At 66.4% G+C, this 20576-nt stretch carries 13 protein-coding genes; 3 read left to right on the top strand and 10 right to left on the bottom strand.

Going from position 1 to position 20576, the window contains the following annotated elements:
• Window positions 1-13 precede the first annotated feature (13 nt).
• From ACOYYX_RS10575 to uvrA, 6 genes are all read right to left on the bottom strand, one after another.
• Window positions 14-850: a leucine-rich repeat domain-containing protein gene (locus tag ACOYYX_RS10575; RefSeq protein ID WP_422929890.1), complete on the bottom strand. Its 837-nt coding sequence runs from the start codon at window positions 848-850 to the stop codon at window positions 14-16.
• A gap of 148 nt (window positions 851-998) precedes the next feature.
• Window positions 999-1907 (bottom strand): signal recognition particle-docking protein FtsY, encoded by a 909-nt coding sequence (ftsY, locus tag ACOYYX_RS10570; RefSeq protein ID WP_422929889.1) that lies wholly within the window; start codon window positions 1905-1907, stop codon window positions 999-1001.
• Between the two features lie 80 nt (window positions 1908-1987).
• Entirely contained in the window at window positions 1988-2875 is an 888-nt protein-coding gene (locus ACOYYX_RS10565) for a PHP domain-containing protein (protein WP_422929888.1), read from the bottom strand.
• Entirely contained in the window at window positions 2865-3263 is a 399-nt protein-coding gene (locus ACOYYX_RS10560; RefSeq protein WP_422929887.1) for a TIGR03067 domain-containing protein, read from the bottom strand. The genes ACOYYX_RS10565 and ACOYYX_RS10560 overlap by 11 nt, the downstream gene beginning before the upstream one ends.
• A 102-nt stretch (window positions 3264-3365) precedes the next feature.
• Window positions 3366-3905: a transcription antitermination factor NusB gene (nusB, locus tag ACOYYX_RS10555; RefSeq protein WP_422929886.1), complete on the bottom strand. Its 540-nt coding sequence runs from the start codon at window positions 3903-3905 to the stop codon at window positions 3366-3368.
• 996 nt (window positions 3906-4901) lie between these two features.
• A complete protein-coding gene (gene uvrA, locus ACOYYX_RS10550; protein WP_422929885.1) occupies window positions 4902-11297 on the bottom strand; it encodes an excinuclease ABC subunit UvrA in 6396 nt (2131 codons plus the stop codon).
• 605 nt (window positions 11298-11902) lie between these two features.
• Here uvrA and ACOYYX_RS10545 point away from each other — a divergent pair.
• From ACOYYX_RS10545 to ACOYYX_RS10535, 3 genes are all read left to right on the top strand, one after another.
• Window positions 11903-12211, top strand: coding sequence for an RNA recognition motif domain-containing protein (locus tag ACOYYX_RS10545; protein ID WP_422929884.1), 309 nt, complete (start codon window positions 11903-11905; stop codon window positions 12209-12211).
• A gap of 293 nt (window positions 12212-12504) precedes the next feature.
• Window positions 12505-12687 (top strand): hypothetical protein, encoded by a 183-nt coding sequence (locus ACOYYX_RS10540; protein WP_422929883.1) that lies wholly within the window; start codon window positions 12505-12507, stop codon window positions 12685-12687.
• Between the two features lie 431 nt (window positions 12688-13118).
• On the top strand, window positions 13119-14042 hold the full coding sequence (locus tag ACOYYX_RS10535) for an acyl-CoA desaturase (RefSeq protein ID WP_422929882.1): 924 nt from the start codon (window positions 13119-13121) through the stop codon (window positions 14040-14042).
• Between the two features lie 101 nt (window positions 14043-14143).
• Here ACOYYX_RS10535 and ACOYYX_RS10530 read toward each other — a convergent pair whose 3' ends face one another.
• The 4 genes from ACOYYX_RS10530 to ACOYYX_RS10515 form a co-directional block, all read right to left on the bottom strand.
• Complete coding sequence (locus ACOYYX_RS10530) at window positions 14144-15841, bottom strand: ABC transporter permease subunit (protein WP_422929881.1); 1698 nt, start codon at window positions 15839-15841, stop codon at window positions 14144-14146.
• A 73-nt stretch (window positions 15842-15914) separates the two neighbouring features.
• On the bottom strand, window positions 15915-17009 hold the full coding sequence (locus ACOYYX_RS10525) for an ABC transporter ATP-binding protein (protein ID WP_422929880.1): 1095 nt from the start codon (window positions 17007-17009) through the stop codon (window positions 15915-15917).
• Between the two features lie 76 nt (window positions 17010-17085).
• A complete protein-coding gene (locus tag ACOYYX_RS10520) occupies window positions 17086-18381 on the bottom strand; it encodes a hypothetical protein (protein ID WP_422929879.1) in 1296 nt (431 codons plus the stop codon).
• A 185-nt stretch (window positions 18382-18566) separates the two neighbouring features.
• On the bottom strand, window positions 18567-20474 hold the full coding sequence (locus ACOYYX_RS10515) for a M20/M25/M40 family metallo-hydrolase (protein WP_422929878.1): 1908 nt from the start codon (window positions 20472-20474) through the stop codon (window positions 18567-18569).
• Window positions 20475-20576: the final 102 nt, after the last annotated feature.

Genomic DNA, 20576 nt, shown 5'->3' with positions numbered 1-20576 from the left:
CCCCGAGGGAGTCTCAGCCCTCGATCCGGACGCCCGCCTCTTTCAGCGCCGGGGTCTGGTTCGACTTCGCGTCGTCGGAGAGCGGGTTGCCCGAGAGGTAGAGACGCAGATACGGGGCAAACCGCTTCTGGCCGGCCGCGTCTTCCTTGCAGGACTTCACGAGCGGTGCGAGGTCGGCGATCTTGTTCCGCTCGAGGATCAGGATCCGGACCTCGGTCTGGCCGGCCAGCGGGCTGATGTCCTCGATCTGGTTGTCCTGGAGCTCGAGCATCGACAGCTTCGTGACCTTGCTCAACGGGGCAAGGTCCTTGACCTGGTTCTTGCCCAGGCAGAGCGAGGCCAGCTTCGTCAGGCCGGCGACGGGCGCGATGTCGACGATCTTGTTGCCGTTGAGATAGAGCGCGGAGAGGCTCGTGAGGCCGGCGAGCGGGGCGATGTCCGCGACCTGGTTGTTGCTCAGCTCCAGATACTGGAGGTTCTTGAGCTCGGCGAGCGGCTTGAGGTCGACGATCTTGTTATCGGCGAGGTCGAGCGACTGCAGGTTCTTCAGGTCCTTGAGCGGCTTGAGGTCGACGACCTCATTCTTGGTGAGCCGGATCAGGGCGAGGTTCTTGCATTTCTCGAGGCCCGAGAGGTCCTTGATCTCCTTACCGACGGCCTCGAGCACGTAGACGTTGAGCAGTTTCTCATCGGTCAGCTCGACGTTCGGCTCGTGCTTCAGGACGGCCCGGACGGCGGCCTCGAGGTTCTTGTCCGGGAAGGGCCCGGCGACGGCAGGCGCGGCCTGGACGTGGGCGAGCAGGCCCGTCACGACGAGGACCAGCGAGGTTCGGAGGGTCGACAACATCATTGGGTGGCTCCTATGGGAGTCGCAAGGTGGGCCAGCATTATCGTGCTCGCGGGCAGGAACTTGACCTTAACGCGAACCGCCCTGCCGAAGCAAGTCGCCACTCCCACCTTCCACACTCACACCCAAGGAGCCCCGACCACCGACGCGACTAGGCGATGAACAGCGATTCCACGAACGTATCCGGGTCGAACGCCTGGAGATCCTCGATCCCCTCGCCTACGCCGATGAACTTGACGGGCAGGTCGATCGTCTGGCGGATGGCGACGACCACGCCCCCCTTCGCCGTGCCGTCGAGCTTCGTCAGGATCACCCCCGTGCAGCCGATGGACTTGGTGAAGACCTCGGCCTGCCGGATCGCGTTCTGGCCGTTCGTCGCGTCGAGCACGAGCAGGACTTCGTGGGGAGCCCCCGGGATCTTGCGCTGGATGACGCTGCGGACCTTCTCCAGCTCGCGCATCAGATGGGTCTGGGTGTGGAGGCGGCCGGCCGTGTCGACGATGAGGACGTCGACGTTCCTCGCGAGCGCGCGGTCGCAGGCGTCATGCGCGACGCTTGCCGGGTCGGCTCCCTGGGCCCCGCGGACGAGGTCGGCCCCGGCGCGGGTCGCCCAGACGCTCAGTTGGTCGGCCGCCGCGGCGCGGAAGGTGTCGCACGCGGCGAGGAGCAGGGTCTTCCCCTCGTCCTTCAGGTGCTGCGAGAGCTTGGCGATCGACGTGGTCTTGCCCGAGCCGTTCACGCCGGCGATCAGGTAGACGGTCGGCCGCGTCGGCGAGACGGCCAGGGTCCCCGGCCTCGGATCCTTGAGCAGCGCCTTCAACTCGCCTTTGACGAACTGGAGGAGGTCCTCGTCGACCGTCTTGTCGCCGTAGGCCTCGCGGACGCGGTCGATGATCCGCTGGGTCGCCTTGACCCCGACGTCGGCCTGGATCAAGCGGGACTCGAGCTCGTCCAGGAACGACTGGTCGACTTTGCGGTTGAACCAGGATCGAATGTTCAAGAGCTGGGCCGTCTTGGAAAGCCCCTTGCGGAGCCGGCCCAACAAGTCCTTAATCGCCATGAGTCTCCCCAGATAGCCCGTCGCTCGGTGTCAGTCGGCTGGGTATCGTTTCGATCGATCCGCTCGCAGCCTTCGGGAATTCAGGTCCCGCGCCGTGCCCTCAGTCGTTCCAACTCGGCCCCTTCGACCGTCGTCGAGCCGATCCAGCGCCCCGGGCGGTCCGACGCGTGGAAGTCGGATCCCGCGATCGGGACGAGCCCGAACAATTCGGCCCATTCCTTCCAGCGGCGGCCTCGCGTGGAGTCCACCGCCGGGCCGGCGACCTCGATCGCCCCCAGGCCGGCGTCGACCATCTCGCGCAACGTCGATTCTCGGAGATCATAGGGGGGGTGAGCAAGGCCAGCAACCCCGCCCGCTCGCCTCACGAGCCCTATCGCGAAGCCCAGGGCCAGCCGGGGCTTGGGGACCTGGACAGGGCCCTGATCGCCGAGGAAGCGGGTGAAGACCTCGCGGGTCCCGGAGACCTGCCCCGTCCTCGTCAGCCAGTCGGCGAGATGGCGTCGACCTAATGTCGCCCTCGGGAACGCGGTGCGGAGCGCCTTCAGGTCGACCGAGAGGCCGAACTCTCGCAGCTTTTCGACCATCGCCGCGAGCCGCTCGGCGCGACCGAGGCGCATGGCGTCGAGGGTCGACGCCAACTCGGGGTTCGTCTCGTCGATGAAATGGCCGAGGACGTGGTATTCGCGACCCCCCATCTCGGTGGTCAGCTCGACCCCGGAAACGAGCTCGATCCCCAATCGCTCGGCCTCGGGCCGGGCGACGGGGATCGCGGTGATCGTGTCATGGTCGGTGATCGCCAGGGCCGAGAGCCCGACGCGCTCGGCGGCGACGACGACCTCGCAGGGCGAGCAGACGCCGTCGGAATGCGTCGTGTGGATGTGGAGGTCGGCCCTGGGGACTCGCACCGCCGCCGGGCGGGGCTTGTCCCGTCGCTCTCCGCCCGGCCTCGAACGCTTCCTAGTCTTCACGCTGATAGACAACCTGTGTGCGGCCATCCCCCTTGGCCGTCCCGAAGTCCTTGGGACGTTCTTTCTTGAGGTCGGCCACGCATATGGTCAGGTTCTTCCCTTCGATTTTGTAGATCCCCAGACGCTTGCTGCCGTCGGGATAGATCCGGTCGTAGGTCTTCGGCGACGCCGTGGGGTCGAGGGTGAACGTCCCCAGGCCCACCGACTTGTCCGCCATCTTGGCGAGCAAGCGGTCGTCCTCGAAGATCATCCGGACGTCGCGAGCTTTCAACTGCTCGGCGGGGGTGGACTGGCCGTCGCGTTCGCTGGCGACAAGGACCCACGTCCCCTGGACTGTTTTCTGGTCGTCCTCCGCCCGGGCATGGGCCCCGAACAGGACGACGCTCATCGCCAAGATTCCGCTCAACTTCCCATTCCAATTCACGGCCGTACTCCTTTGCGGCGGCGAACAGGGTCCGAATCAATGGACGCCGGGAACTCTGCAGAGAGATCAGTCCCCATCCTCGGGGGCTGAGGGGGTCGATTCCGGGCCTTCCTCGGCCTGGGGGACGGCCTCGGTGGGTCCGGCGTCCGCGGTCTTGGGGCCCTCGGTCGACCCGGCGGGCGTTTCCGAGGTCGTCGCGTTGACCTCCGCCGCCTGGAGCCGATCCAGGATCCCGTTGACGAACCGGCTGGACTGCGCGGTGCTGTAACGCTTGGCGAGCTCGAGCGATTCGTTGATGGCGACCTTGGCGGGGACGTCGGGGCTGAAGAGCATCTCATAGGCCCCGAGCCGCAAGATGTTGCGGTCGATGGCCGCCATGCGGTCGAGCCGCCAGTTCTCGGCCACTCCCGAGATCAGGGCGTCGATGCGGGCCTGGTGCTCCTGAACTCCGGCGATGAGCGCCTCGGCGAATTCGCAGAGCTTACGATCGCCCCGGAGTCGTCGCTCGACGAACCTGCGGATCTCGGCGCGGGCGAGTCCTGCATTCTGCTCGGTCTGATAGAGGACCTGGAGCGCGATCTCTCGTCCTCGAGTGCGTCGGGTCATGGCTGCCTACAAAGCCCGCGACCCAACGTCGGTTCGACCCCGTCGAACTTCGTCAGGCCGCGTCGGTACTTCGGAAATCGTCACGAGAAAATCATACGAAATCCCGCCAAGATGCGAAATCCCAAGCCTTCCAGGCCGCCAGTGCGAACGGCTCGATCCACCAGCAGCATGGTTATCACGGGAATTCCAACCCCCATCTTGTGTCTGAAAATTGTGATCTCATGCGAGAAGGACTTGAGCCATGCATCAACCAGGGCAATCACCCTTAAGTGCTTTGAGGTAACGCTTTCCAGAAATCTGGCAGGCCAAGGGTGTTGCAAAAAGGCAACATGAATGCTGCCGCCTGCAAAAATCTCGAGATCCCAGGTTTAGATCCGAGCCCGACTCGCACTTAAGTAGGTGTAGGGGAGAATCGAGGCCGGTGATTCTTGGAGGTTATCTCCCATGAATCGTGGCCTGGCTTCCCCTGGAAGAGGACTGTGACCCGCGGGCAATGCTGCCGCGGGTCAATAAGAGGGTGGTAATCCGGTCGTTGATTAAATTAGGTAGGTTAGGGATTAAATCCGATATGTCAGCGATCACCGCCGTTATGGGTAAATAGATTAGGCTGGCCGGATTCGGATATTATTAGATAAGTAACGCTTGTTCGGATAAATAAGTAAGGCGAGCTCGGGGTTGGTATGTCAGTAATCGATGACGACGAACAACCTTGAGACCCCTAGAGTAATTAGAGAAAAGCCTTCCGAAAGAGGTCTCGCTGTGGTTTTTCGTCGGGGCGTGTCGTGGGCGCGCTCCCGACGTCAAATCACGATATTTGTAATCTTTTATGAAGTCTTGATGTATCGCAATATTACTTGACTAAGAAGCGAGATCGCCGTCAGTTCGCCACGAAAACTACCTGAAACGTAAAGAAAAAAGAGCCCTCCGCACTGGTCTTCAGGAGAAAGATGACCAGTGCGGAGGGTTAAATATTGCGCTCGAAAGTCGACGCTCAGATCAGTTCACCTTCTGGAGCTTACTCCCCTTCACCAGGGCCCCGGTCTTACCAATCCGCTGGTAAGCCACGATAGCCTCGCCCAGGAAGGACTCGAATGCGGGCGTCTCGAGGTCCGCGGCGGAGTGGCAGGTCACCGTCACTTCCTGGACCCCTCCCTTCCCGTTCGAGACCTCGACCCGATTGGAGTCGCTGAGGATCGGCGGCGAACTCTCATGGAACGGGGTGAGCTTGAGCTTCTCGGAGAGCGTCGCCGTCTTGAAGGCGTTGCGGGCGACGTTGAACTTGAGTGTCACGATCCACTCGTGGCCGGTCAGTGCCTGGAAGAAGACGGGTGCCTCCTTCCCGGCCCCGGCGATCTTCACGGTGGCGCGCTGGGTCCAATCGGTCTCCGCGAACTCGCCGAGATCCTGGATCCGGTCGACCACGTTCTCCAGGAGCCGGCCTTCCCAGCGGGCGGCCTTGCCGTTGCGGCTGATCCGGTCGCGGGTATGCCAGCGCCGGCCGTCGAGCTCCCAGGGAGGCTTGACGCCGTTGGTGAGTTCCTCGACGTTGGCCTTCTTCACCTCGGCGAGCGCCTTGCGGGCTGCCGCCTTGCGGTCGAACTTGGGGCGTTCGAGGTACGGCCCGGCGGCGAGCACGTCCTTCAAGATGGCCCCGGTCAGGCTCCGCTTGGTGGCCGCGATCGTCTCGGGCGTCCCCAGGGCGACGATCTCCCCACCTGCCCCGCCCGCCTCGGGCCCGAGGTCCACCAGCCAGTCGGCCGTCTTGATGACCTCGAGGTTGTGCTCGATGATCACGACCGTGTTCCCGAGGTCGGCCAGGCGATGGACCACCTCGAGCAGCTTGCGGACGTCGTCCAGGTGGAGGCCCGTCGTCGGCTCGTCGAGGATGTACAGGGTGCGCCCCGTGTCGGGCCGAGCCAACTCGGCCGCGAGCTTGACGCGCTGGGCCTCGCCGCCGGAGAGGGTCGGCGCCGCCTGGCCGAGCGAGAGATACCCGAGGCCCACGTCGTGCAAGGTCTGGAGAATCTTGCGGATCCGGGCCACGCCCGCGAAGAGCTCGAGGGCCCCGTCGATCGTCATCGCGAGCACGTCGGCGATCGACCGACCGCGGAACTTGACCGCCAGGGTCTCCTTCGTGTAACGCGAACCCTCGCAGGCTTCGCACGTGACCCACACATCGGGCAGGAAGTGCATCTCGATGCGTTTCTGCCCGGCCCCCTCGCAGGCCTCGCAGCGCCCCCCCGCCTGATTGAAGCTGAACCGCCTGGAGGTGTACCCGCGGACCTTGGACTCGGGCAGCTTGGCGTACAACTCGCGAATCAGGTCGAAGACGCCGGAATAGGTCCCCGGCGTGGAGGTCGGCGTGCTACCAAGCGGGGTCTGATCCACGCTGATGACCTTGTCGACCTGCTCCAACCCCTCGATCTCGTCGTGGGCCCCCGGCGTGACCTGAGCCCGGTGCAAGGCCCTGGCCGCCGACTTCCAGAGGATGTCCTCGATCAAGGAACTCTTGCCCGAGCCGCTCACCCCGGTCACGACGGTCACGGCGCCGAGCGGGAACGACACATCGATGTTCTTGAGGTTGTGGTGCCGGGCGCCGATGACCTTGATCGCCGGCCCATCGCAGGGTCGGCGGTTGGTGGGGACGGGGATCGCGGCCTTGCCGCTGAGATACTGCCCGGTGAGCGACTTCTTGTTCAACTTCACCTTGGCCGGCGTCCCCGCCGCGGTGACCTGTCCGCCCCCCTGACCCGAGCCGGGCCCGAAGTCGATCAGGTGGTCCGCCGCCTCGATGACCTCGCGGTCGTGCTCGACGATCACCAGCGAATTCCCGAGATTCCGCAGGTGCTCGAGCGCCCCGAGGAGTCGCGTATTATCGCGAGGGTGGAGCCCGATCGTCGGCTCGTCGAGGACGTAGAGCACCCCCGTCAGGCCGCTGCCGATCTGGCTGGCCAGCCGGATGCGCTGGCTCTCGCCGCCGGAGAGCGTGGGGGTGCCGCGGGTAAGGGTCAAATAATCGAGCCCGACGTCGACCAGGAACTTGAGCCGGTCGCGGATCTCGCGGATGAGGTCCCCCGCGATGTGCTTCTCGTCGCCGCCGAGCTTCAGCCCCTGGAAGAAGTCGAGGGCACGGCCCAGGGGCCACTGGCCGACCTGGTCGATCGTGAAGTCGCGGAACCGGACGGCCGCCGAGTCGTCCCGGAGCCTCCCCCCCATGCACGCCGCACAAGGGACGTCGTCGACCATCCCCTGAAGTTTGAACCGATAAATAAATGAGACGCGTGCCGCTTCTTCGATGGCGGGGAAGAGCCCCTTGTACTGGAACGAGTACGGGGCAGTTCCCTTGCCGGCGGGGACCTGGAACCAGGAGTCGCCTGTGCCGTGGAGGATCGACCGTCGGTGGCGGCCTTCGAGCTCGTCGAAGGGCATATCCAGGTCGATCCCGCGGGCCTCGGCCATGCTCGAGATCATGCGCCCGAAGAAGGGGTTCTCGTCGAAGCCGGGCCAGACGGCCACGGCCCCTTGGCGCAGGCTCCTGGAGCCGTCGGGGATGAGGATGGCCGGGTTCGCCCCGTGCTGGGTGCCGAGCCCCTCGCAGACCGGGCACCAGCCGAGCGGGCTGTTGAATGAGAAGTTGTGCGGCGAGAGTTCCTCGAAGCTGCGACCGCAGCCGTCGCACGAGCGATGCTGGCTGTAGCGGTCGACGGGCCAGTGGGCCTCGTTCGCCTCGTCACCGACCCTGGCGACGAGCACGACCCCCTTGCCCAGGTCGAGCGCCGCCTCGATCGAGTCGGCCAGGCGAGAGCGGGTCGAGCGCCTCACGACCGCGCGGTCGATGACGACCTCGACCCTGTGCTTGCGGCGATGGCTCAGCTTGGGGGGCTTGTCCAGACTGACCGAGACGCCGTCGACCCGGACCCTGGTGAAGCCCGATCCCCGAAGGTCGTCCCAGAGGGCGTCATAGGAGTCATTGTCGCGGCGATCGACGGGGGCCATGACGAAGACCTTGGACCCCTCGGGCAGGTGCAGGATCTTCTCGACGATCTCGTCGGCCGTCTGCGTGCCGATCGCCAGTCCGCAGCTCGGGCAATACGGCTGGCCGAGCCTGGCGAAGAGGATGCGGAGATAATCATGGATCTCCGTGACGGTCCCTACCGTCGAGCGCGGGCTCTTGCTCGTCGTCTTCTGCTCGATGCAGATGGCCGGCGAGAGGCCGCTGATGCGCTCGACCTTGGGCTTCTGCAAGGGGGCGAGGAACTGCCTGGCGTAGCTCGAGAGGCTCTCGACGTACCGCCGCTGCCCCTCGGCATAGAGCGTATCGATCGCGAGCGAGGTCTTGCCGGATCCGCTCGGCCCGCTGCAGACCGTCATCTTGTGCCGGGGGATGTCGACATCCACACCCTTGAGGTTATGCTGTTGAGCGCCCCGGATGACGATCGAGTCGATCCCCTCCTCCGACGACTTCCGCTTGCCCTTGCGGCCTGCCTTCGCCTTGGCCTTCTTGGGTGCGGCTCCCTGGAAGAGCCGGCGCAGTGCGGCGCCGGTGTGGCTCTCGGCGACCTTCGCCACGTCTTCCGGCGTCCCCTCGGCGATGACCTGCCCCCCTCCTTCGCCCCCTTCGGGGCCGAGGTCGAGGAGCCAGTCGGCCGTCTTCACCACGTCGAGGTTGTGCTCGATCACGACGACCGAGTTGCCGAGCGCGGTGAACCCGTGCAGGACCTCGAGGAGCTTGCGCACGTCGTCGAAGTGGAGCCCCGTCGTTGGCTCATCGAGCAGGTAGAGGGTCCGCCCCGTCCCTCGCTTCACGAGCTCGCGGGCCAGCTTGATCCGCTGCGCCTCACCCCCCGAGAGCGTCGGCGAGGCCTGGCCGAGCTTGAGATAGTCGAGGCCGACGTCGTGCAGGGTCTGGAGCATCCCCGCGATCTTGGGGACGTTCGCGAAGTGCTCGAGCGCCTCCTGCACGTCCATCTCGAGGACGTCGCTGATGCTCTTCCCCTTGAACCGGACGTGCAGGGTCTCACGGTTGAAGCGCTTCCCCTCGCAGACCGGGCAGGTGACCCAGACGTCGGCCAGGAAGTCCATCTCGAGCCGGTTCGAGCCGTTCCCCTCGCAGGCCTCGCACCGTCCGCCCGACACGTTGAAGCTGAAGCGCCCGGCCTTGTACCCGCGCGACTTCGCCTCCGGCAACTTCGTGTACAGGTCCCGGATCAGGTCGAAGAGCTTGATATACGTCGACGGATTCGACCGCGGGGTCCTGCCGATCGGGGACTGGTCGATGTCGATGATTTTATCGAGATGTTCGATCCCCTCGATCCGATCGTGCAGGCCCGGCTCGGTGATCGCCCCGTTCAGGTCCCTCGCCAGGACGTCGCGGAGGATGTCGCTGATCAGGGAGCTCTTGCCCGAGCCGCTCACCCCGGTCACGCAGACGAAGACTCCCAGGGGGACCTCGACATCGACCCCCTTGAGGTTGTTCTGCCTGGCCCCGACGATCTTGAGTTTCTTATCGCCCCGCGGCCTGCGCTGCTGGGGCACGGCGATCGACTTGCGGCCGGAGAGGTACTGCCCGGTGAGGCTTTCCGACGCCCCCGAGACCTTGGCGAGCGTCCCTTGCGCAACGACCTCGCCCCCCTTGACCCCCGGCCCGGGGCCGAAGTCGACGAGGTGGTCGGAGGCCCTCATCGTATCCTCGTCGTGCTCGACGACGATCACGGTGTTCCCCGCGTCGCGGAGCCGCTCGAGTGTGGCGATCAGCCGGTCGTTGTCGCGAGGGTGGAGCCCGATCGAGGGTTCGTCCAGGATATAGAGGACGCCCACGAGCCCTGCGCCGACCTGGCTGGCCAGCCGGATGCGCTGGGCCTCGCCGCCGGAGAGGGTCGGGGCGGAGCGGTCGAGCGTCAGGTAATGCAGGCCGACGTTCGTGAGGAACCCTAGCCGACCCCGGATCTCCTTGAGCAGTTCCTCGGCGATCATCCTCGAGAGCGGATCGAGCGGGACGACCGAGGCGTCGCGCTCGGTGCTGGCCAGGGCATCGAAGAACGTCGCCGCCTTGCCGATCGGCATGCCACCGAGCTCGACGAGGGTCCTGCCCCCCACGCGGACCGCTCGGGCCCTTGCGTTGAGGCGGGCGCCGGAGCACTCGGGGCAGGTCATGCTCCGCATGTAAGGCTCGAGCTTGGCCCGATGCGGCCCGCTCGCGGTCTCGCGGAACTTGGCGAGCAGTTCGGTGGCGACCCCGGGCCAGGTCTCGGCATGCGACCAGCGTTTGCCGCGGCTCTTCCAGTTGTGGACGATCACCCGCTCGCCGAGGCCGTACAGCCAGGCATTCTGCCACTTGGGATCGAGGTCACGCCAGGGTCCCTTGAGCATCGTCCCCTTGGCCGGGCCGTCCTTGTCGGCCTCCACGTTCGCGGCCACGCCCTCGAAAATATGCCTGCGCCAGCGTCCCATGTCCGAGACCGGCCCCAGCGCCTCGATCGCACCCTTCCAGACGGATTTCGAAGGGTCGGGGATCAGGAGGCTCGGGTCGAAGTCGTGGCGGACGCCCAGGCCGTCGCAGGACGGGCACATCCCCTGGGGGCTATTAAAGCTGAAGAGCTGGGGGCTGGGCGGGTCGAAACTGAGGCCGCAGTGGGTGCAGGCATAGTGGGATGAGAGGAGCAGGTCGGGCTGCCCTTCTCGCGCGATGATGACCGAGCCTTCGCCCAGGCGCAGGGCCGCCTCGATCGCCTCGGCGAGCCGCGAACGGATCGAGGCGCTCGCCTTGAGCCGGTCGATGACGACCTCGATGTTGTGCTTCGTCTGGCGGTCGAGCGCGAGGTTGTCGGTCAGGTTGAAGACCTGCCCGTTGACGCGGGCCCGGACATAACCGGCGCGGGAGAGTTCGCTGAAGAGGTCCTTGTATTCCCCCTTCTGGCCGCGGATCACCGGCGCGAGGATGCTGAACGCCGTTCCTTCGGGCAGTTCATGCACGCGTGCCAGGATCTGCTCGCGGGTCTGGGCGGCGACGGGACGGTCGCATTTGGGGCAGTGCCCCTGGCCGACTCGGGCGAAGAGGACGCGGAGATAGTCATTGATCTCGGTGATCGTGCCGACGGTGCTCCGCGGATTGCGGCCGCCGGTCTTCTGCTGGATCGAGATGGAGGGGCTCAGCCCGTCGATCCGGTCGACCTCGGGTTTGGGCATCTGGCCCAGGAATTGGCGTGCGTAGCTCGAGAGGCTCTCGACGTAACGTCGTTGTCCCTCGGCATATAGGGTGTCGAACGCGAGCGAGCTCTTCCCCGAACCCGAGACACCCGTGAAGCAGATCAAAGCGCCGCGCGGTAGATTGAGCGAGACGTCCCGCAGGTTGTGTTCGCGGGCACCTCGGATCACGATGTCCGTCGTGGCCATCCTTGGTTGTTCCTCAAGGCAGCGTCAATCCCATGTCTTTACCGAAAGGGCCGACGAGCCTGATACTATACACGTGTCCGTACCCGCTTGTCCACAAGCCCCGATCCGATTGTTCGAGGGTCCGGCCCGAAATCGGGCGGGAGCGGGAGGGTTTATCGTCGCGTCGATGACGCGTCGGGGCCGCGGAATCCCCCTGAGTTCTGCAGGGTTTGGCGCCTTGTATCAGCTTATTAATGGTGTTCATGTTTTTAGAATATTGGGATTTGTTTGTGTGGCCTTGAGACGTGAATTGTTAAGAATTCATGATGAAAATGGCGTCCGTCCGCGGGCAGAAACCCCGCCCGCCTCGCGTCGGAATGTCCCGTTTCAGGCCTCGTCGGATGCGTAAAAATAATACGGTTTTTCCTATCATTTCCCCTCCATGTGGGTTACATTGGCGAAGGTTAGGTCTGTCGACCGAGTTGCGTAGCTGGCCGAGTCCTACTCCGGTCTCTGCTCCCCTCCCTCGCCTCTCCTTCCCTTAAGATCCGTTTTATGGATACATTTCGCCTCGGTTCCGGGCGGACCCCCCGGGCGATGTATCCCCTCCGAGTCGGAGTTTGACCGTGGCCAAGAAGATTTATGTCGGCAACCTGACTTACAGCGTGAACGAGTCCGACCTCGAGGCCCTCTTCAGCCAGTTCGGCGTCGTCCAGAGCGCGCAAATCATCATCGACCGAGATACCAATCGCTCCAAGGGCTTCGGCTTCGTGGAGATGAGCTCCGACGCGGAAGTGGATGCAGCCATCGAAGGGCTCAACGGCACCGAGCACAACGGTCGCAACCTGACGGTCAACGAAGCCAAGCCCCGCGAACCCCGTTCGGGTGGCGGCGGTTATGGCGGCGGCAGCCGCGGCGGATATGGCCGTTATTGAGCGGATCGTCCGGTCGCCTGATCGAGTGATCTACGGGCCGGGTTGAATCCGTTCGACCTGGCCGCGGGCGATCCCCGCTCGTTCGCGACGGGCCGAGGGGCTGGGAAGCCTCCTGGCCTCACGCCCTGTGCGAGGATTCCGAGTGAATTAGGGCCGGATCGACGGCGATAGCCGTCGTTCATCCCGGCATGAGTTTCCTCGCGCCGATAGCCCGAGGCAAGTCGAGGGTCCCGCCCCGCTCCCGGAAGTCCCGCCGGGATGTGGCTGGCGTCCCCGAACTCCAAGGCGAATCCATGAGCAGCAACCATCGACGGAATCCGATCTCGGCCCCCTCGTCGCGGGCGCGATGTCCGGTCTGCCTGGAGGCGGTCTACTCGAGGTCGGGGATCCACCCCCAATGTGCCCTGCGGCAGGCGGAGTCGCAGAAGCCGGGCGTCCAGCCCAATGAACTGCCCGCCGTCAATGGCAATGATTGAAATCTGCTCCATTGAGTTCCTGTGCAATCCTCCGGGGTTGGTGTCGGACGCGGGCAATGGGGATCGCTTCGAAAATCTGAGATGACTGCGGATATCGAAGCGAACTGGTCGAGACGACGTTGTCGCGGCCTTCGCCGAGAGATCGGTCGGTGACGAAGCATCGGGACAGCATCCTTGATCGTCGCGATGCGAATCACTAACCTCCACCCGTGCGCCGGGAAGGGCGAGGATGCGGATAGCCCCGATCGTCCTAGATCCCCGGCGAGCCAGCTCCACTCCTCCAGCCTGGCACCCGGTCATCGCTCCGCTACTAACGTAAATAATTTGATTTTCTGTTGAGACGGGCCGCGCACGGATCTCGGCCTCATGGGGCGAGGCGCGGATTCTCAAGCATCCGAATCGTAATGATTCGCAGGTCCAACGGGTCAACAATGCAAGCGGACGCGATCCCTTCGTACCGATCCAACCCGATCGCCTGGAAGTCCCTGATCTGGATTGGGGGACTTCACGTCGGGGCACTCTTTGCGTTCAATCCTGCTTATTTCTCGTGGGGAGCCGTGCTGGTCGCGCTCATCCTCCACGCCGCCACGGCGGGGGTGGGGATCTGCATGACCTACCATCGCCTCCTGACCCATCGGAGCTTCGCCCTTCGCCCGAGGTGGCTCGAGTATCCGCTGACGATTATCGGTTGCTGCGCGTCGGAGGGTGGGCCGGTCGGATGGGTCGCCGACCATCGCAATCACCACGCGCATTCGGATAGCGAGTGGGACGTCCATAGCCCGGTCAGGGGCATGCTCTGGGCCCATCTCATGTGGTGGGTGAAGCCAGACGACTGGACCGAGCATACCCCCGAATATCTCAAGAGATGGGCGCCCGACCTCTATCGGGACCCCGTCCAGCGCTTCCTCGACAACTATCACCTGGTGTTTCCCATCCTCCTGATGGTCGGCCTCTACGCGATCGGCGGGCTCCCCTGGCTGATCTGGGGCGGGTTCGTGCGGACCGTCCTGGTCTTGCACACGACCTGGCTGGTCAACTCGGCCGCGCATATGTGGGGCTATCGCACGTACCAGACGCGTGATCGCTCGACCAACCTCTGGTGGGTCGCCCTACTCACCTTCGGCGAGGGGTGGCACAACAACCACCACGCCTTCCAGACCTCGGTGCGGCACGGCCTGAAGAAATGGGAAGTCGATATGACTTACATGGTCATCCGATGCCTTTCCTCCTTCGGCCTGGCGTATAACCTGAAGTATCCCAAGCCGGTCGCCTCGTCCCCGAGCCCGATCCAGATGGGAACGACCCTCGGGGAAGACAGCAGCACGCCGCTCATGGAGCCCTGCCCGATTTCCTGATCGAGCCCGATCCGGTCGCGATATGAGCATGCGGGATGGCGTCGAGTTGCTCGAGGCCATCCCGCATTTGCATTGGCATCCTGCCCGATCGACGTCTTCCGCTAGGGTGCAGGGCGAAGCCAACGGCCAGCCGATCGGTGCCAGCCGCGGATGGCGAAGGCGAGCGTGGAGATGTTGGCGATCAGGATCAGGGTCCCGAGCCGAGAGGCCGCGACCCAGCCGCCACCCGGTTGATCCACGAGGTCGATCAGGCCGGGGCCGATCGTCCGACTCGTGGACCTCGAGGTCAGCACGAGCGCCGGGGCGAGGTTGGTGGCGGCCAGGCTGAAGACCAGGCAGATCAGGCCCGGGGAATTGGCGAAGGCCAGGCCCGTCGCAAGCCGACGCGCCCGGCGACGGGTCGCTCCGTGGCTCAGTGCTACCTGATAAAGCGTGGGATCGAACCCGCCCCGGCCCACGCCCAGCGCACCGGCGAGCAAGGGTTGCAGCGAGACGGCGACGGCGACGGCCAACAGGATCTCGACGTAACCGCTCGGCGTCAGCACGAACTCGAGCCAGCGCAGGAGCCGGCCGAGGACGCCGATCTGACCGCGGCCCTGGAGCGTCGCCACGGCGAGCCGCAGGAGCCAGGGAAGCGACAGGGCACCGATGCCCAGGGCCAGGGGTGGGAAGGCCTCGGGCCAGTTGACGAAGTATCGGGGCAGGCGTCGGGGGCTCCCCCGATTCGCGGCCAGGCCGGCGACCATGAGCAACTGCAGGGCGACGACCGTGAGCCCGACCGCGATCGACTTGCCCACCATGTGCCAGGCCTCGTAGGCGGCGAGGGCGCGGGGGACTTCGAGGCCGTCGACGCGGCCCGCCGCCGAGGGGCGGAGCGTGAAGGCCAGGACCGCCAGGGCCGGGAGCCAGGAGAGCGCGACCGCGACTGCGAGGACCGCCATCGCGGGGATGGCCAGGCTCCAGGATAACGTCTCGGCATGCCCCTCCTGCCTCGGAGGCGGCAAGGCCACCCCAGGGCCTCCCCACCAGCGGAGGAGGAGCCGGGCGATCATCGCGAGGGCCACCGACATCAACGCGAGGATCGCCGCGCGCGGGAACGGGGCGTCGGAGCCGAGTGCCTCGATCGCCTGATACGCGAGGGTCCGTCGCAGGCCGAGGAGGATCGGGGCTCCCGGCTCCAAGAGCGTGAGGGTGAAGACGGTCGCCGCCGCGCTCGCCACCGAGGGCCGGATGAACGGCCAGACCATCTTCCGCCAGGCGCGGATGCGACTCGCCCCGGCGAGGCGTGCGGCGTCGGCCCAGCCCGGTTCGAGCCTCGCGAGTGCCGAGGCTGTGGCCAGGCCGACGACCGGCGTCCCGACCGCGGATGCGACCCAGGCCCAGCACGACCAGCCGAACCAGCGGCCGTTGCCGCTCGAGGCCCAGGTGTCGAGCCAGGGGCCGAGCATCAACCTGAGTCCGAGGGCCCCGACGACAGGCGGGACGACCAGGGGGGCGACGCCCAACGCCACGAGGAGCGGCCGGCCCCAGAAGCGTCGGTGTGTCACGAGATGGGCCATCGCCAGGCCCAGCACCAGCGAGATGAGCGTGACGAGCGAGGCCACGACGAAGCTGTTCTGCGCGCAGGCCCAGAGGAACGGGTCGAGCGTCACGAGCGCGACCGGGAAGAGGGTCGGCCTGACCTCCCCCGCCGGCCCGCGGTCGAGCACGGCGGCCGGCAGCAAGGCGAACGCGATCAGGGGGACCCCCAGCCAGAGCCCTACCCCGGCCCAGCGCCCCAGTCGTCGGAAGAACCCCATGCCCATCCACCTCATCGTCGGAGCCGTTGTCGCAGGCATCGTATCATATCGCGGGGCGGCGTCGGCGTCGGCCTCAGCTCTTCGGCATCGCGTACTTCCCCACCAGGATGACGACGAGCGACGGGGGGATCCCGATCGTGAGGCTCTGCCCCTCGCGCAACTGGTTCGACTGACTCTGGAGCGCCGTGGCGATGACCGGCCAGTCGCCGGGGCCCCTGAGGTGGATCTGCCGGACCTCTCCCTGGAAGACGAGCCGCTCGATCGTCGCGGCGAACCGGTTCGCGTTGGCGGGGAGTCCCGGGCCGAGGGCGATCGACTCCGGCCGGATCGCCACCGTCACCGGGGCTCCTGGAGCGATCGCGCCGTGCACGGCCTGGCCCACCATGCGCCCGAAGGGGGTCCGCACGACCATCTCCCCCTTCGAGTCGGCCGACTCCACGTGCCCTTGCAGCAGGTTCGTCTGGCCGAGGAAGCGGGCGACGAAGGCGTCGAGCGGCCGGTTGTAGACCTCCTGCGGCGTGCCGACCTGCACGATCCGCCCGAGGTCCATCACGGCCAGGCGCTCGGCCAGGCCGAGGGCCTCGCGGGCGTCGTTGGTCAGGACGAGGGTCGAGATGTCCTCCTCGGCGTGGACCCGGCGGATCTCCTCGCGGAACTCGTCGCGGACCCGGTTCTCGAGGCGTCCGAGGGGTTCGTCGAGGATCAGCAACTCCGGCCTGGTGACGAGGGCGCGGGCCAGGGCCACGCGCTGGCGTTGTAGGGGGGACAATTGCCCCGGCAGCTTCGCGGCCAGGCTGTCGATTCGCATGACGCTCAGCATCTCGGCGACCCGGTCGCGCCGTTCGAGCCGGGTCTGACCCAGCAAACGCAGCGGGTACGCGACGTTGTCGGCCACCGTCATCAGGGGCCAGAGGGCGTCGTCCTGGAAGACGAGCCCCACGCGTCTCGAGGCCGGGGGCAGGTTGTGGACGAGGCGCTGGTCGAAGTAGATCTCGCCGGCGTCGAGCCGATCCAGGCCCGCGATCAGGCGGGCCAGCACGGTCTTCCCCGCGCCCGATGGGCCGAGGAGGAAGGTCAACTCGCCGGGGGGGATCTCGAGCGAGGCCCCGTCGACGACCGACTCGCGGTCGAAGCGCTTGACGAGGCCATCGAGCGTGACGCGGATCATCGCTCGCACCCCCCGAGCCGTGCGAGCGGGAGTCGAACCTGAGTCTGGGGTCTTCGAAAGGGGGCGCGTGAACTCGTCATGATTCCGTCCATTCCTTGGCCATCCTCGCCACGCGACGATACCGCTGGCGGGCCCATGCCGTCCACTCGGCCCGGAGCCAGGCCCGGAACCTCGGCTCCCGGAAGAGGCGGCCGTCGACGGCGGTGGCGATCTGGGCCAGCACGTGCTCGTCGATCAGCCTGGGCGGGCCGAGCCAGTCGCGCAGGAGCCAGGCCCTGATGTCGGGGTCGGGTGCGATCTCGGCGGCGAGCGTCTGCACCAACGAGCCCGACGGATCCTTCTCCGAGAGCTTGGTGATCGAGGCCGGTGGCCAGGGCGGGGCGAGGGACATCCACATCGACGGGCGTTTGGGATGTCCCGAACGCTCGAGCATGTTCCAGGCGTCCCAGAGCTCGTCCTGGGCGTCGACGAGCGTCGCGCCGAGGAGGTCGCACAGGAGGTCGTCGGCGTCCTCGTCAGTCGAGACGAAGCGATTGGCTTCGTCCTTCTCGCGGAGGAATTCCCGGAAGAAGCGGGCGAGGCGGAGCCTGGACGTCCCTTCGATGATGGCCCCGCTCTCTCCGTAGGTACCGGGGCCCGACCCCTGGGGAGGCTCGAGCCGAACGGCCTTGCCGGCGTTCGCGATGCTCTCGCCCGTCGCCGGGGTGCTTTGGGCCTCGCCCTGGAGGACGGCGGCCAGCGCCGAGCCCGAGCGCCGGCCGACACGGCAGGCCTCGCCCGCGTCGCGCACGAGTCGGGCATACCCGTCGGCCCAGGTTGTTTCTTGCAGGGCCTGCTTCGCCCAGGCCAGGGCCAGGGCGTCGTGGCGGGGGTCGTCGAACGCGAGCCTGCGTCGATCCGAAGCCGTCGTCGCAGACGGTTTCTCAGCCGCCTTGCGGCCGACCTTGGCCGACAGACTCCCGGGGGCGAGGACCGCCAGGCCGACCGGGAGCCTGCGGACGATGAACCAGGGGGAATGCCCCGACTCCTCGTCGAGGAAGAGCCACCCCTTGCCCTCGAGCGCGGACAGGTGCCGGTTGTCGACGCCGATCACGACGTCGACGCGTCCCGTCCCCGGGCTGAAGAGGCGGGGGTACGACTTCTCGAGGAAGGCGAGGTCGGAGTTCGGCGGGATCGTCACCCAGCGGATCCACCCCCCCTTGGGAGTCGGCTCGGGCTCATGCTTCGCGGCCATCCATCGCCCGAACTCGTCGAGGAGCTCCGCACGCCTCGGCTCGTCCCAGGGGGTGGCGATGACCAACCCCTCGTCGCGCCCCGACGACCTGGAGCAGCCGGCGACCCCGATGGGGACGAAGGCCAGGGCGCAAAGCAACCACAGTTGATGTCTTGAGAGGGCTTTCACGTTGTTATACCGGAGAGATCGGCGATCCTCGGCCACGACCGTGCTCGACGAAAAGGGGCGGCGCGAGCGGGAAAGCCCGCCCGCGCCACCGTGCTGGAACGACGCCTCCGCGTCTCGAGGACCGAGGGAATCGCGTGGCCCCGGGGCGATGATCCTCAAGGGGTCTCGCTGGGGCGAGAGCCGAGGGTGATCTTGAGGGTCGTCTCCTTGCCGTCGCGCTGGACGACCACGTCGACGACGTCGCCGGGCTTGTAGCGGCCGAGGCTCTCGGTGTAGTCGTAGATCGTCGCGACCGGCTTGCCGCCGAACCCGATGACAATGTCGCCCCCCTTGAGGCCCCCCTTCTCGGCCGGGCTCCCCTCGCGGACGCCCGAGAGCTTCACGCCCTTGACGCTGTCGTCGTAGTCGGGGATGGAGCCGAGATAAGCGGAGATGGAGACGCGTCCCGGGTCGGAATCGCCGTGACCGCCGCTACTCCCCTGGCGGACGACCTTGGTGAACTCGGGGCGCTGGGGACGCCTGACGATGTCGAGGAGGACGAGCTCGGCGAAGTCGGCGATGCGCGACATCCCGGCGAAGTTGATCCGCTCGGTGTCATCGCTCGGTCGGTGGTAGTCGCGATGGGTGCCGGTGAAGGCGAAGAGGACCGGGATGTTCTTGAGGTAGAACGACTGCTGGTCGCTCGGCCCGAGGCCTTCGGCAATCTTCTTGATCGTGAAGCCGGAGGACTTGCCCAGGGCGTCGACCAGGGCGTCGATCCCGGGGGTTGTTCCGGTGCCGTAGACCGTCAGCTCCTGCTTCTCATTGAGCCGGCCGACCATGTCGAAGTTGACCATCATGACCGTCGACGAGAGCGGGATGAGCGGGTGCTCGACGTAGTATTTCGAGCCGAGGAGCCCGCGTTCCTCGCCCGAGAAGGCCATGAAGACGACCCGGCGCGGAAGGGGGTCGGCCCGCTTGCTGAGGCGCCTGGCCATCTCGACGACCATCGCGGTGCCCGAGGCGTTGTCGTCGGCCCCGTTGTGGATGTCGGTCGAGAGGAAGGCGAGCGAGCCGGACATCAGGCCGCCGTGGCCGAGGTGGTCATAATGGGCGCCGATGACGATGGTCTCGTCGGCGAGCGGCCCCGAGCCTTCGAGGACGCCGATGACGTTCTTGGTCTCGATCGCCTTGCGCTGGATCTCGACCTTACCTTTGGCCGTCCACCCTTTGAGCTCGCGCGTCTTCGGCTTGAGCTGGGCGTCGATTTGCGACTCGAGCTGTTCCAGGTTCGGCTCCCCCGCGTCGGCGAGGAGCTTGTCGGCGAAGGCCCGCGTCACCGAGATGAACGGGATGGTCGAGTTGGCCTCGTCCCCCGCCTCGCCGACCTTCAGCAGGGTGTCGGTCTTGCCCTGGAGCCCGTAATGGTCGTTGACGAGCAGGATCGCCGCGGCGCCGTGCTGGAAGGCGTTGGTGGCCTTGTGGCGGAAGGCGGCGAAGGGGGAGTTGCGCTTGCCGTCGAAGGGGCTGTCGTCCTTGTCCTGCTGCGGCTCCCTGCGGAGGAGCAGGACGACTTTGCCCTTCACGTCGACTCCGGCGTAGTCGTCGTAGTCGAGCTTCTTCGAAGGATCCGAGGCCGTGATGCCGTAGCCGGCGAAGACGATCGGGGCGTTCTCGAAGCTGCCCGAGACGCCGATCGCCAGGGGGGTGAAGTCCTTGCGGACCTCTCCGCCGAGGCTCTTGCCGTCGGGCCCGGAGAGGGCCAGTTCCTGGGTCGGGCCGAGCGACGGGAAGCCGCTGATCGTGAACGGCTGGAAGTAGCCCTGGGCGCCGGGCGCGGGCTTGAGGCCGAGGTCCTTGAAGGCCGTCGCGATGTAGTCGGCGGCCGCCTCGATCCCGTCTGTTCCGGGGGCGCGACCGGCGCGCTTGTCATCGGCCAGGAACGACACGTCTCCGCGAATCCGGACCTCCGCCGGGCCCGGGACGTACTCCTCGGCGCGGGCGAAACCGGCCAGGCTCGACCAGGCCGCGAGGGCCAGCGGCAGGCCTCCCCGCAGCCCTCCCCAACGTTCGCATAGACGCATGCCGGTATTCCTTCTGATACTCGAGGACCGGGGAATCTCAGGACGCGGAATCGCCCGGTCGCGGTCCTACTCCCTCGCCGTCAAAACGACGATTTTCGGGCC

The sequence above is a fragment of the Singulisphaera chitinilytica genome (genome assembly GCF_049331405.1).
In the GTDB taxonomy this organism is placed as follows: Bacteria; Planctomycetota; Planctomycetia; order Isosphaerales; family Isosphaeraceae; genus PoT.
This window is presented reverse-complemented; position numbering and strand designations above follow the sequence as displayed.